Source organism: Listeria grayi DSM 20601 (assembly GCF_000148995.1).
Classification (GTDB): domain Bacteria; phylum Bacillota; class Bacilli; order Lactobacillales; family Listeriaceae; genus Listeria; species Listeria grayi.
The window spans coordinates 590,542-604,051 of sequence record NZ_GL538353.1; the positions used below are offsets into that span (position 1 = coordinate 590,542).

Below are 13,510 nucleotides of genomic sequence, written 5' to 3' on the forward strand. Positions count from 1 at the left end.
GCGAACAGTTTTATTACGTGAAGCGGCTTTCCCTTTGGAAGCCGCTTTTTTTCATATATTTGATAATGTTATTGTCGCGACTGTTTGTCTTATGCTACTATAGACAAGTGAATGTAAAAATTGGAGATAAAGGTGGGATTGAAGTGACATTTGAGCGTCTTGGAACGATGAAAACAAGCCAAGAAGGGCATCTGGAAATCGGAGGGGTGGATACGATAAAGCTGGCTGAAAAGTACGGCACACCTCTGTATGTGTATGATGTTGCTTTAATCCGTGATCGCGCCAGAGGATTTAAACGAACATTTGAAGAAATGGGTATCACTGCACAAGTTGCTTATGCGAGCAAAGCCTTCTCGGCAATCGCGATCTATCAGTTGATGGCGGAAGAAGGGCTTTCTGTTGATGTGGTCTCTGGAGGAGAACTTTATACAGCGATAAAAGCAGGTTTTCCTGCAGAGCTGATTCATTTTCATGGCAATAATAAAACGCGTGAAGAAATTGAAATGGCGCTAGACTATGAGATTGGTTGTATCGTCGTCGATAATTTTTATGAGATCGATCTGCTAAAAACGATCCTAAGTGAACGGCAGCAGAAAGTATCTGTTCTTGTCCGAGTGACACCGGGGATCGAAGCGCATACACATGACTATATTTTAACCGGGCAAGAAGACTCTAAATTTGGTTTTGGATTGGATAATGGACAGGCAGAAAAAGCTTTACAACTGTTGCTTCAAGATTCCGCGTATTTTGATGTGAAAGGGCTGCACTGCCATATCGGGTCGCAAATTTTTGAAACGACTGGTTTTAAGGTGGCTGCTCACCGTGTCATGGATAAATTAGTAGAGTGGCGCGATGCTTTTGGCTTTAAGGCGAGTGTGTTAAACTTAGGAGGAGGATTCGGGGTGCGTTATACAGCGGATGATGAACCGCTGGAACCAGCAGAATATGTGCGCCAGATCATCTTAGAGGTGAAAGAAGTTGCCCAGCAAAATGAACTCGCTGTACCGGAGATCTGGATCGAGCCTGGGCGTGCGTTAGTCGGCGAAGCAGGAACGACACTCTATTCCATCGGCTCGCGAAAAGAAGTGCCGGGAATTCGGGATTATATTGCGGTAGATGGCGGGATGAACGATAATATCCGACCTGCACTTTATGATGCAAAATACGAAGCTGTGATCGCGAATCATCCGGAAAAAGCTGCCGAAGAAACGGTATCGATTGCCGGAAAATGCTGTGAATCAGGGGATATGCTGATCTGGGATATTCCATTGCCAAACATGCAAAGCGGTGAAATACTGGCTGTTTTCTGTACCGGCGCTTATGGCTATGCAATGGCGAGCAATTACAACCGAATCTGCCGCCCTGCTGTTGTTTTTGTCGAAAACGGTATCGATAAGCTAGTTGTTGCCAGAGAAACTTATGATGACTTGATCCAAAATGATTTGTCATTATTCTAAGGCGGTAAAAAAATGATAGAAATGAATTTTAAAGTAGATGCTTTTGAAGGCCCGCTTGATTTGCTACTTCATCTGATCAACCAGCTGGAAATCGATATCTACGACATACCGATGGCTGAAATAACGGATCAGTATATGGAATTTGTGCATACCATGCAGGAACTGGAACTAAATATCGCTAGCGAATATTTAGTGATGGCTGCGACGCTATTGCAGATCAAAAGCAAAATGCTGCTGCCAAAACAAGAACTTGCGATCGACCTCGACATGGACGAGCTGGAAGAAGATCCGCGGGAAGTGCTAGTGCAGAAGCTGATGGAGTATAAAAAATACAAAGAAGCTGCCAAAACATTAAAAGAACGTGAACAAGAAAGAAGTTTTTATTTTGGCAAAGCACCGATGGACTTGGAGATTTATGAAAAGGATATCGAAAAAGCAGAACTAGATGTCGGATTGCCGGATATGCTGAGCGCTTTTCACAAGATGATGCGAAGACAAAAGCTTGCGAAGCCGCTGCATACAAGGATAACGACGCAGGAAGTGTCGATCGGGGACCGAATGGATGAAGTCATGGTCACGCTGAAAGCAGCTAAAAACAACCGAACTAAGTTTGAAGCGCTGTTTGAAGGCAATACCAGAGAGGCTTTAGTAGTTACTTTTTTAGCGCTGCTGGAATTGATGAAGCGAAAACTTGTGATCGTGGAACAAGTAGGTAATTTTGCTGATTTATATGTGCAAGGAAAGGAAGAAAAAGACAAGTGACAGATAATAACCAAATGGGAGTCCTCGAAAGTCTGCTTTTTGCGGCTGGCGATGAAGGACTGTCCGTAGAGCAATTAGTACAGGTCATGGGGATCACCCATATCGAAGTACTTAATCTATTGGAAGCGGTCGGAGAAGATTATCGCAGTAAAGATAGCCGAGGACTGACTTTGCTAGAAACAGCGGGGAGTTTTCAATTAGCCACAAAGAAAGAACATGCAGATTACCTGCGTAAGTTAGTAGAGATCCCGGATCAATCGACATTGTCGCAAGCGTCTTTGGAAACACTCGCCATTATTGCATACAGACAACCGATCACGCGGATGGAGATCGATGAGATCCGCGGTGTCCACACAGACGGTCCAATTCGTACATTAGTAGCAAAAGGGCTTGTTAAAGATCATGGCCGCGCAGAAGGTGCCGGAAGAGCGAAACTGTATGTTACGACAGATGAATTCTTAGACAGCTTCGGATTGAAGTCGCTCGCAGAATTGCCGCAGCTGGAAGATCAAGCAGAAGAACTGGAACAGACAGAATTAGATCTGTTTTTCGACAGGTTTAACCAGAAACAAAGAGAGGAGGAGAAATAATGGAAAGATTACAGAAAGTAATAGCAAATAGCGGAGTCACTTCCCGCCGTAAAGCGGAACAATTGATTGCTGCTGGACGCGTAACCGTAAATGGCGAAGTTGTCCGTGAACTTGGAACAAAAGTATCTCCAAATGACAGGATCGAAGTAGAAGGAATCGAACTGACAAAAGAAGAACACCGTTATTTCCTCTTTTATAAACCTAGAGGTGTTGTATCAGCAGTCACAGATGATAAAGGACGAAAAACAGTTGCCGATTACTTTGTGGATATCCCAGAGCGATTGTATCCAGTCGGCCGACTGGATTATGAAACATCGGGTTTGTTATTGATGACAAATGATGGCGACTTTGCGAACAAATTGATGCATCCTAAACATGAAGTGGAAAAACAATATATCGCCCGTGTAAAAGGAATCCCGACGAAAGAGCAGCTCCGTAGATTGGAACGCGGTGTGGTCATTGACGGCCGTAAAACCGCTCCGGCAAAAGTGAAACTGCGCTCCGCAGATAAAGCGAAGGAAAAAGCGATCATTGAGATCACGATCCACGAAGGCAGAAACAGACAAGTCCGGAAGATGTTTGAATCAATTGGCTTTCCTGTGCAAAAATTGATGCGCGAAGCTTATGCCTTTTTAAATGTGGCAGGCATGAATGCAGGCGAACGCCGTGAGCTTTCTCATCATGAAGTCAAATTGCTGAAGACCCAAGCGAATTTTGGAAAACTGAAATAGTCAAATAAGCCGGTACCTTGAAATACCGCTTGGATAGAACTAAAAGTGGCACAAAGGGGAAAAAACAGGTATAATTTTGAAAAGAAGCAATTCAAATTTATGAAATCTTTTTGCAAGGGGATGAGTACGGATGAATAATCAGATAAAAGTACTTATTGTCGATGACGAAGATCGCATTCGTCGTTTATTGAAAATGTATTTAGAACGAGAAAGTTATCTTATTGATGAAGCGGATAATGGTGACGATGCGCTCGACATGGCGCTTAAATATGATTACGATGTTATTTTACTTGATGTGATGATGCCAGGGAAAGACGGGATCGAAGTCTGCAAGGAAATACGGATGGCAAAAGCCACACCAATCGTCATGCTCACTGCCAAAGGAGAAGAATCCAATCGTGTCCAAGGGTTTGAAGTCGGTGCGGATGATTATATCGTCAAACCTTTCAGCCCACGCGAAGTCGTTTTGCGCGTCAAAGCAGTATTACGACGGGCAAGTGGTGGCGAACAAGGCAAAGACACACTTCTTTCAATCGGCGATACGATCACTTTTCCAAACCTTACCATTGATAACGAGTCCCATCTGGTAACCATTAATGGTGAAAAAGTAAACCTGACTCCGAAAGAATATGATCTGCTATATTTCATGGCGCGAACACCCGAACGTGTACACAGCCGGGAAGCGCTGCTGAAAGAAATTTGGCGGTATGATTTTGTCGGCGATCTGCGTACGATCGATACGCATGTGAAGCGACTACGCGAAAAATTGTATGATATTTCCGAAGAAGCAGGGAAAATGATAGTCACCGTATGGGGATTAGGTTATAAGCTAGGAGTACCAGACGATTGATTATAGACTGCTTGTTATTGAAAACAGGCAGTTTTTTTCTATGGAGGAGGACGACTAGATGAAACTCAGAGGCAGCATTGTTTGGAAAATTTGGAGCACTATCATCTTATTGTTGATCGGGGTCCTTTCTATCAGCGGTTTGGTCATTGCTGTCATGTACGAGAAGACAAACATTGATCGGGCAGAAAAGCTCAATATCGAAATCGCCAATAAGTTGACAAGTTTTATGAAGCAGAATGGCGAAGTCGTACGTCAGAATACAGCTGATGAATCAGCGATGCACTTATTAGAAGATAATATCGGTGTCCTTATATTTGAAAATGGCGAACGCGTCTATCGAAGTCCGACAAAAAGATCGCTAACTGAGAAGCAAGTAAATCAGCTGGTGACCGATAAAAAAATCGATCAGCAACTGAAAAACGATGGAAAAATCAACACAAAATATGACTTTAAAGTAAACAAACAGACCATGTCTGTCGAATTGACAGCGAAACGGTTTGCACTTCCGAATGATAAAGTAGGAACGATCTATGTTTATAAGTTCTATGATGATATCGTCAAATTGAATCGTACTGCTGTAAACTCGATCGTACTAAGTATTATTGTAGCAATCATTATCACCACCTTTATCTCATTTTTATTTTCTTCTCGTATGGTGGTGCCGCTCAATCAAATGCGGAAGGCAGCTAAAGAGATCGCAAAAGGGAATTTCCACGCAAAGATCCCGACGTATACGCATGATGAGATCGGTGAACTAGGAAATGCACTGCAAGAGATGTCGAGGCAGTTACAAGGAAACATCGGTGCCTTGCAGCAAGAGAAGGAACAGTTTTCCAACGTTTTGATCGGCATGGCGGATGCAGTTATCAAATTCGATGTGGAGCAAACAATCATACTAAGTAATCCACCAGCAGAAGAATTTCTGCATCATTGGTTTTTCTCCAGCGAAAACGAAACACGCGTCTTGGTTCCGCCCGTTCTTTCTGAGCTGATCGCTAAGGCAGTCGAGCAAAAGCAAGAAATAACAGGCGAGTTGACTGTTGATGATAAAACTTATGTCGCGATCTTGACATTGCTTTATGATGGCACGATCATCCGTAGCATCGTGGTGGTTTTACGGGATATGACGGAAGAACGCCGTTTGGAAAAAATGAAGACGGATTTTCTCAATAATGTTTCGCATGAATTGCGGACACCGATCTCGATGCTCCAAGGTTACAGTGAAGCGATTATTGATGGCGTGGCGCAGAATGAAGAAGAAGTGCGGGCATTTGCGGAGATCATTTATGAAGAATCGCTCCGGATCGGCCGCTTGGTCAACGAAATGCTGGATCTGGCGCGGATGGAAGCGGGCTTCACTAATTTAGATAAAAAAGCAGGTTCGCTCACTGCGCTTGCGAATAAGGTAACGGCTAACCTCCAAGTATTGGCCGAAGAAAATCATGTGAGCCTAGCAGTATCTTCAGCACCAGCGGATATCCCATATTTCTTTGACCAGGATCGCATGGAACAGGTGTTTATCAATTTGATCATGAATGCGATCCAGCACACCGGCCGGGAAGGGCACGAGGGGAAAGTCGCTGTTCAGCTAGAAAAACTGGAAGACCGGATCAAGATCGCGATCCAAGATAATGGTGCTGGGATAAGCGAAGCCGATATCCCCTATCTCTTTGAGCGTTTTTACAAAGCAGATAAAGCCCGTATTCGAGGCGAAACAAAAGGAACCGGGATCGGACTGGCGATCGTTAAAAATATCGTGGATGCCCATGGTGGTTATATCAAAGTAGAAAGTGTGCTTGGAAAAGGATCTTCCTTTATTATCCAATTACCTTTACAAATGAATGGAGAGAATACAATTGAGTAAAATAGAACCGAAATTTTGCCGAGAATCATTAGTAGTAAAAACAAGCCGGGTATTCCCGCAAGATACCAATAATCATAATACACTGTTTGGTGGCCGTCTGATGACCTATATCGATGATGCTGCTTCGATCTGTGCTTCGAGACACTGCCGGACAGATATCGTCACAGCTTCTACAGACTCCGTGGATTTTTTGAATCCAATCAAGAACGACCATTCGGTTTGTTTAGAAGCCTATGTTTCCTCAACCGGAAGAAGTTCCATGGAGATTTTTGTCAAAGTGATCGCCGAAAACTTGAAAACAGGCGAACGCTATCTGGCGGCGACTTCTTTCTTAACATTTGTAGCGCTGAATGAAGAAGGTCGTTCCGTAGAAGTAGCCAGTGTGATCCCACAATCGGATGAAGAAAAACGAATCCATGCCGGGGCAGAGGCGCGCAGCTTAGCTCGTAAGGACCGCGTGAAGCAAAGCAAGGCGCTGGCAGCTTCTTTGAGTACAGAATTACCGTGGCTGGAATAACGTGCTTGCTAATTTTTAAAAATATGATAAAATAATGTAGAAATTAAATATCGTTCATCTTCGGGGCAGGGTGTAATTCCCGACCGGTGGTAATAGTCCACGATCCGCATTTTTTGCGGGTGACTCTGGTGTGATTCCAGGACCGACAGTATAGTCTGGATGGGAGAAGATGTAGGCAGTAAGCTTTTTTGCTTGCGCAATGTTCTTTGGCTATGCCTTTTTTAGAATATTCGTCTGTTCTCCCCTAACTTATTTTGGTTAGGGGATTTTTATCGGATCAAGTAAAAAAGCTGCCGTCTTCCTTTTCTTTGGATGGACATCAAAGGAGAATAGGTTGATGAAAAATTATTCATTGAAAACGTTTGTTAGTGTTGCCGTACTGAGCACGATCGGCTTTTTGCTGATGGTGATCGAATTTCCGATCTTGCCTAGTGCACCATTTTTGAAACTTGATTTTAGCGATATCGCTGCATTGGTTGGCGCGTTTATGTTTGGTCCGCTAGCTGCGATTTTGATCGAGCTTTTGAAAAATGTTTTATGGTTTATGTTTTCGGGAGGAATCGCTGGTGTGCCCATTGGTGAATTTGCGAATTTTCTGTCCGGACTAAGCTTTGTTTTTCCAATTTATTATTTATTCCGCTATTATCAATCAAAGCGCGTTCTCGCGATTTCATCGGGACTTGCGACGATATCGATAACGGTGGTTATGTGTTTGTTTAATTACTTTATCTTATTGCCATTTTATATCAAGATTGGCGGTCTGCCTAAGAATGTAGATATCACAGCGCTTATTACGTACTCTATTATCCCCTTTAACCTCTTAAAAGGTGTGATCGTCAGCGTTATTTTCTTTATCCTATATAATTATTTAGAGCCTTGGATCTTACGTAACCGTTCGCCGAAAGAAAAAAGCAAACGAGCTTACAAACATAAAAAATAAGTAAAAGCAGTGCTAGTTATTAGCACTGCTTTTACTTATGTTGAAAAGGCTCATCCGCGATCTGGATCGATAAAGAAGGGCAGGCTTCTTCTGCGATTTCTGCATTTTCTAGCCACTTTTCCGGGATCTTGGAATTTCCTTGATTATTGTCAAGCATCGAATAGGCGATACCGTCGTCGTCATAGTCAAATATCTCAGGGGCATGAAGGGCGCAGGCACCGCAGGCAATACAGGTTTCTTTATCCACACAAACGTATTTCGGCATAGCAGCTCCTCCTTTTCTACAAGGTAGTATACCACAAAACAGAAAATTGCTGTAGAACACGTGTTTCTATGATATGATAGGGGCAGGTGGTGAACACACAGTGGATCAATTAGACAATTATTTAATCATGCTTTTAAATGGCTTTACTACGCCAAGAAAACTTCCTTTTATTTATGCGATCATGACGGGTAAGCGAACGGGTCAAGCTGTTCAAGATATTCACCTTTTTCGGATGGAACGTTTTTTTGGATTGACACCGACATTGAAATCAGAACAATTGCAAACACGCCTTCGCCACTTGGTGGATGCGGGTGTCGTTATAGAAACAGCACAAGGCTATGAAATCAACAATCATGAGGAAAATCGTTTTGCCAAGCGAAACTACAAGGATTTTACTTACACGGCGCGCGGGATTCTCTTTTTTTCTGCGTGGAAATTAGCGGTACAAGTCACCAGTAACTGGAAACATCGTAAGGAACATTACTTGCCAGTGGTACGGGATGCCTACGTTCAGACACATATCAAGCGCTGGCTCGCCTCACAGCTGCAAAGCGGCGATAAGTTACAGTTACGGCAGCAGCTTTACGCTGAAATGGAACTATTATTTCGGCTTTTTCCGCCGGCACTGTCACCAGAAGCAATCGTTCGTCAATTTTCTGGGGGCGAATGGATGGGGCTGACGATGCAACAATTAGCTCAGGAGGACGGGAAAAGCAGCTGGGATGTTTATTTTGACTGGTTGGAACAGATCCATCTTGTTGTGGAACAATTAGAAGTTTCGCCAGAACGATTTCCGGTGCTTACCCCGCTTTTGCCAACCCGGAGCAGTACGCTGACACAATCGGCAACCAAAACGTTCCAGTTCTTTCGCACCTTAGATAAAAAAACGCTTTCCGTGGAAGAATTGGCTAGCCGCCGAAGACTTAAAGAAAGTACGATCCATGATCATTTTGTCGAATTACGGGCAACTTTTGAAGATCTGGAGGTGCCGGGTCTGCCCGATGAAACAACGATTGCGGCAATCAAACAAGGCAATTACATACAATTGAAAGCAATCAAGGAAGTTTACCCGCAGCTTAGCTATTATCAGATCCGGCTGGCGGTGGTAAGCAAGGAAAGGAAGGGGAATTGATGGAACTAGAACAAGCATTGCAACGCTATTTAGGTTATCCCTCTTTTCGCCCTGGACAAAAGGAAGTTATCGAGACGATCCTAGCGAATAAAAACTGCTTCGCGATGCTGCCGACAGGAACCGGGAAAACGGTCTGCTATCAGCTGGCTGGCTACTTATCAGAGGGGGCTGTCCTCATTGTCTCGCCGTTGCTCTCACTGATGCAGGATCAAGTGGAACGGATGAAAGCATATGGAGAAAAACGGGTCACTGCATTAAACAGTTTTTTGAATTGGGAAGAAAAAGAGCAGGTGATCCGCGATCTGGCTGCCTATAAATTTATTTTCCTATCGCCGGAAATGCTTGGTAACCCAGAAGTGAGAAGCGCACTCTTGCAAATCAAAATCGGGCTTTTTGTAGTGGATGAAGCGCATTGCATCTCGCAGTGGGGACACGATTTTCGCCCGGATTACCTGGAACTCGGTAAATTCAGACGGGAAGCGGGCGAGCTATTGACATTAGTGTTGACTGCTACGGCAACAGCAAAAGTACGGGCAGATATTTGGAAACAATTGGAACTCACTTCCGGGGAGGAGATCATTTATTCCGTCAACCGTGAAAACATTGCACTTTTTGTCCAAAAATATGTTTCTGCAAAAGCAAAAAAAGATGCCTTGATACAAGTGCTGCAAGAATTGAAACCGCCGGGGATCATTTATTTTACCAGTCGAAAACTGGCACAGCAGATCGCAGAAGAACTGAGCCGGGAATTTGGGATGCAGGCTGCATTTTATCATGGCGAAATGGAGATCGAAGACCGGATCACGATCCAGCAGCAGTTCGTCAGCGGACAACTTGCGGTGATCTGTGCAACGAGTGCCTTTGGAATGGGAATCGATAAAGCGGATATCCGCTATGTGATCCATTATCATATGCCAGCTGATATCGAAGCGTATCTGCAGGAGATCGGACGTGCGGGTCGGGATGGTGATCCAAGTGCCGCGCTGTTGCTTTATGCTGCCGGCGACGAATTTATCCAAGCGCAATTATTAGATCGGGATCTACCTGATCCGGCACTGCTCTCTCTATCTGATAAGGAACGTGCTTCTTTGCCTGATCAGCAGCAGCGGTTTTTAAATTATTATGCACGAAGCGGGCTGACTGCTGCAGAGATAAATCAGCAGATCCAGAGCCGGCAAGTATGGAAATTGAATAACCTAAAACAAATGAAAAATTTCATCGAAACAAAAACTTGCCGACGGAGGTTTTTGACGGATTACTTTGGGGAAAATGAAGTAGAAACAGCTCCGAATGAATGTTGCGACAATGATGGAGCTTCTCTAGATGCCTTTTTCGGCTCTGAAGAGAAGGCGAGATCAAAACCGCAAAAGACCTGGGAAGATTACCTGACGTACTTGTTGCGATGAAAATCTTTCCTGCGACCTAAGAACTAATCTCGATGAAAACGCATGAAATTCCTTTTTTTCTATTGTTGTATATTACAAAAATGTGTATAATTATTGCAAGGAGATTTCGACTCCTGCCTACATATAAGTATGCGCAAAAGGAATGATTCATATTTTACCAAAGGAGGAAAACTTCAATGGCGCGTAAAAAGAAACATGAATACCGAGAGCCAGAGGATTACAAATGGGAGTATTCGGACGAAGAGAAAGATGAATTCAATAACGAGCCGCCCATGTTGTCCCGGAGCGATAGCCGCCGAACTCGAAAGAAGTCCTTCTTTCGCTACCCGTTTTTGAATATGCTAATGATTTTTTTAATATCGATACCGCTTGTGATCGTTATCGTCACTGTGATTGTTTTAAATACGCATAATAATGATGATCCTGTCAAGCAGGAAGAAAATAAAGTCAGCGTTGCTTCATCAAGTAATAAAGAAGATAAACAACAGGCAGCAGCGGAGAAGGAACAAAAGGCCAAGGCAGCAAAGGAAAAAGCTGACAAGAAAGCCAAAGAAGATGCAGCAAAGAAAAAAGCAGAAAAAGCCAAAGCTGAGAAAGCTGCCGCAGAGAAAAAAGAAAAAGACCAAAAAGCTAAAGAGCAAGCAGCCGCAGAAAAAGCGAAGCAAGAACAGGCAGCCAAAGAGCAAGCGCAAAAAGAACAGGCGGCAAAGGAACAAGCCCAAAAAGAGCAAGCAGCCAAAGAAAAAGCTGAAAAAGAACAACAGGCAGAGAAAGAAAAACAGCAAGCAGCTAGCTCTCATACTGTTGCAGCAGGAGATACATTGTATAGTATCGCCAGAGCAGCATACGGAAGCGCCGGAGCAAGTAGTGGCGTAGCAAAAATCAAACAAGCAAATGGATTGTCGGGAGATAGCGTACCGGTTGGAACGACCCTTGTGATCCCTAAATAAATCATTTTAAGAAAGAGGCTAAGCATTGCTTTTGAAAAGAGCTGCTTAGACTCTTTCGCCTTGTAAAGGAGGAAGGAAATGGCAAAAGTAGCGCTAATAACAACTGGAGGAACGATCGCTAGCAAGAAGACGATGTCAGGGAAGCTGGCGTCGGGAGAACTCTCCGGCGAAGAACTGGCGGCACTTTGTGAGCTGCCGACAGAAATCCAAATCGATATTTATTCCACTTTTCAATTACCATCGATGCATATTACATTTGATGATCTGATCGCGTTGAAGCAATTGATCGAAACGATCTATATGGATGAGGCTTATGACGGTATTGTAGTGACCCACGGTACTGATTCTTTAGAAGAAACGGCGTACTTCCTTGACTTAGCGATCACTGACAGCCGCCCAGTCGTAGTTACAGGATCACAGCGGGCCCCGGACGAACCCGGGACAGATGCTTATGTCAATATTCGGCACGCGATCTATACAGCTTGTGAGCCGGTTCTTAAAGATGCTGGAACCGTTGTTGTTTTCAATGAACGGATCTTTACTGCACGATATGTCAAAAAAGTGCATGCCTCCAATATCCAAGGTTTCAGCGCCTTTGGTTTTGGTTACTTAGGTATCATTGATAATGATCAGGTTTTTGTTTACCAAAAGCCGGTCGAACGTGAATGCTATGATATCCATTTGTCCTTGCCGCAAGTCGTTGTGATAAAATGTTATCTGGAAGCAGACGGTATGTTTATCGATGCTGCGCTTGACAATCATGTGGCAGGAATCGTGCTGGAAGGCGTCGGACGCGGGCAAGTCGCACCGAAAATGATGCCGGCGATCATCCGTGCATTAGATGCCGGTGTTCCCGTCGTTATCACGACAAGTGCGGAAGAAGGCAATGTTTACACGACTTACGATTATGAAGGAAGCACCTTTGATTTATATAACCGCGGTGTTATACTGGGAAAAGATTACGACAGTAAAAAAGCGCGCATGAAATTAGCTGTCTTGTTGGCAGCAAAAGAAGAGATCAGTCAAAAGAACTTTAGATGAGAAAGGAACCGATCATGAGTAAAAAAATTTGTATCGCAATTGACGGACCGGCGGCAGCTGGAAAAAGTACAGTAGCAAAAATAGTTGCTAAAAAATTAGGATTTGTATATATCGATACGGGAGCTATGTATCGTGCAGTCACCTATTTAGCCTTTCAAAACAACTTGGATTACGAAGACGAAAAAGCGATCCATGCTTTGCTGGAAAAAAGTACGATCACATTTGAGCCAGGCAGAGTACAACAAGTTTACATAAATGGAGAAAATGTGACCGAAGTCATTCGTAAGGCGGAAGTAACTAATCATGTGTCGATCGTAGCTGCACACCTTTCTATTCGGACTGCTTTGCAAAAACTGCAGCATCAATTAGCAGAAGAAGGCGGTATCGTGATGGACGGCCGCGACATCGGGACAGCGGTCTTGCCGCATGCAGAACTGAAGATCTTTTTACTGGCGAGCGTCGAAGAACGAGCAGAACGCCGCTATAAAGAAAATAAGCGTAAGGGCTTTGAAGAAGATATCGAACAGCTGAAAAAAGAGATCGAAGCACGCGACCATTTAGATTACACAAGAGAACATTCACCGCTGAAAAAAGCAGACGATGCGATCGAGCTGGATACGACTTCGATGTCGATCGATGAAGTAGCTGGGAAAATCTTCGAGCTAGCGCAGCAGAAAATTGCTTGAATGAAAAATTAAATAATACATGCGATCAGAAGTTTTTTCGCAGATAAAAGGGACAGTCTTGCTAAAAGACTGTTTTTTTATGACTCCACAGCGCTTTTCTCGACCTGTTTTCCCTAAAGACAGCTTAGAAAAAACTTGACAAAAGCCTTGAATTGTAGCAAGTTAGAAGGGAGAGATTTTGTTTTTTCTCTAGGATTTTCTTTGGAATCGAAGGCTAGCGACAGGTAGTATCAATCGTTATTTTATTCCTAAATACACAGGTAAACACGAACTCCCAGCTACTTCTATCCGATTGCACCAAGAAAGTCCTAAATTCGAT

Annotated in this window: 14 protein-coding genes and 1 riboswitch; of the genes, 13 read left to right on the forward strand and 1 reads right to left on the reverse strand. The window is 43.7% G+C overall.

The genetic code is table 11. From position 1 onward, the window contains the following. The first annotated feature begins 143 nt into the window (after positions 1-143). The 8 genes from lysA to HMPREF0556_RS10405 all read left to right on the forward strand — a co-directional run bounded on the left by lysA (position 144) and on the right by HMPREF0556_RS10405 (position 7,711). Complete coding sequence (gene lysA / locus HMPREF0556_RS10370; RefSeq protein ID WP_036107186.1) at positions 144-1,457, forward strand: diaminopimelate decarboxylase; 1,314 nt, start codon at positions 144-146, stop codon at positions 1,455-1,457. 12 nt (positions 1,458-1,469) lie between these two features. Beyond that, entirely contained in the window at positions 1,470-2,219 is a 750-nt protein-coding gene (locus HMPREF0556_RS10375) for a segregation/condensation protein A (RefSeq protein WP_003758353.1), read from the forward strand. After that, positions 2,216-2,809, forward strand: a complete 594-nt coding sequence (gene scpB, locus HMPREF0556_RS10380) for an SMC-Scp complex subunit ScpB (RefSeq protein ID WP_003758355.1) — start codon at positions 2,216-2,218, stop codon at positions 2,807-2,809. The genes HMPREF0556_RS10375 and scpB overlap by 4 nt, the downstream gene beginning before the upstream one ends. Then, positions 2,809-3,540, forward strand: a complete 732-nt coding sequence (locus tag HMPREF0556_RS10385; protein WP_003758356.1) for a pseudouridine synthase — start codon at positions 2,809-2,811, stop codon at positions 3,538-3,540. Before scpB ends, HMPREF0556_RS10385 begins: the two co-directional genes overlap by 1 nt. Positions 3,541-3,670: 130 nt before the next feature. Further along, the gene (locus tag HMPREF0556_RS10390; RefSeq protein ID WP_003758358.1) at positions 3,671-4,390 is read left to right on the forward strand and encodes a response regulator transcription factor; all 720 of its coding nucleotides are present in this window, start codon (positions 3,671-3,673) and stop codon (positions 4,388-4,390) included. A 58-nt stretch (positions 4,391-4,448) separates the two neighbouring features. Beyond that, positions 4,449-6,254 (forward strand): HAMP domain-containing sensor histidine kinase, encoded by a 1,806-nt coding sequence (locus tag HMPREF0556_RS10395; RefSeq protein ID WP_003758360.1) that lies wholly within the window; start codon positions 4,449-4,451, stop codon positions 6,252-6,254. Then, positions 6,232-6,771, forward strand: coding sequence for an acyl-CoA thioesterase (locus HMPREF0556_RS10400; protein WP_003758362.1), 540 nt, complete (start codon positions 6,232-6,234; stop codon positions 6,769-6,771). The genes HMPREF0556_RS10395 and HMPREF0556_RS10400 overlap by 23 nt, the downstream gene beginning before the upstream one ends. 52 nt (positions 6,772-6,823) lie before the next feature. Beyond that, positions 6,824-6,946: riboswitch (FMN riboswitch) on the forward strand. Between the two features lie 162 nt (positions 6,947-7,108). Further along, the gene (locus tag HMPREF0556_RS10405; RefSeq protein ID WP_003758365.1) at positions 7,109-7,711 is read left to right on the forward strand and encodes an ECF transporter S component; all 603 of its coding nucleotides are present in this window, start codon (positions 7,109-7,111) and stop codon (positions 7,709-7,711) included. A 31-nt stretch (positions 7,712-7,742) separates the two neighbouring features. On the opposite strand, the gene HMPREF0556_RS10410 is transcribed toward HMPREF0556_RS10405, so the two are convergent. Further along, positions 7,743-7,976, reverse strand: a complete 234-nt coding sequence (locus HMPREF0556_RS10410) for a ferredoxin (protein WP_003758367.1) — start codon at positions 7,974-7,976, stop codon at positions 7,743-7,745. 100 nt (positions 7,977-8,076) lie between these two features. Between HMPREF0556_RS10410 and HMPREF0556_RS10415 the strand changes: the two genes are divergently transcribed. From HMPREF0556_RS10415 to cmk, 5 genes are all read left to right on the forward strand, one after another. Beyond that, positions 8,077-9,108 (forward strand): YpbB family protein, encoded by a 1,032-nt coding sequence (locus HMPREF0556_RS10415; RefSeq protein ID WP_040486764.1) that lies wholly within the window; start codon positions 8,077-8,079, stop codon positions 9,106-9,108. Continuing rightward, positions 9,108-10,514 carry a RecQ family ATP-dependent DNA helicase gene (locus HMPREF0556_RS10420; RefSeq protein WP_003758372.1) on the forward strand — a complete coding sequence of 469 codons (1,407 nt, stop codon included), beginning with the start codon at positions 9,108-9,110 and terminating at the stop codon, positions 10,512-10,514. Before HMPREF0556_RS10415 ends, HMPREF0556_RS10420 begins: the two co-directional genes overlap by 1 nt. 176 nt (positions 10,515-10,690) lie before the next feature. After that, positions 10,691-11,464 carry a LysM peptidoglycan-binding domain-containing protein gene (locus tag HMPREF0556_RS10425; RefSeq protein ID WP_003758375.1) on the forward strand — a complete coding sequence of 258 codons (774 nt, stop codon included), beginning with the start codon at positions 10,691-10,693 and terminating at the stop codon, positions 11,462-11,464. Between the two features lie 78 nt (positions 11,465-11,542). Beyond that, positions 11,543-12,505, forward strand: a complete 963-nt coding sequence (locus tag HMPREF0556_RS10430) for an asparaginase (RefSeq protein ID WP_003758377.1) — start codon at positions 11,543-11,545, stop codon at positions 12,503-12,505. Between the two features lie 14 nt (positions 12,506-12,519). Then, positions 12,520-13,191 carry a (d)CMP kinase gene (cmk, locus tag HMPREF0556_RS10435; RefSeq protein WP_036107245.1) on the forward strand — a complete coding sequence of 224 codons (672 nt, stop codon included), beginning with the start codon at positions 12,520-12,522 and terminating at the stop codon, positions 13,189-13,191. Positions 13,192-13,510 lie beyond the last annotated feature (319 nt).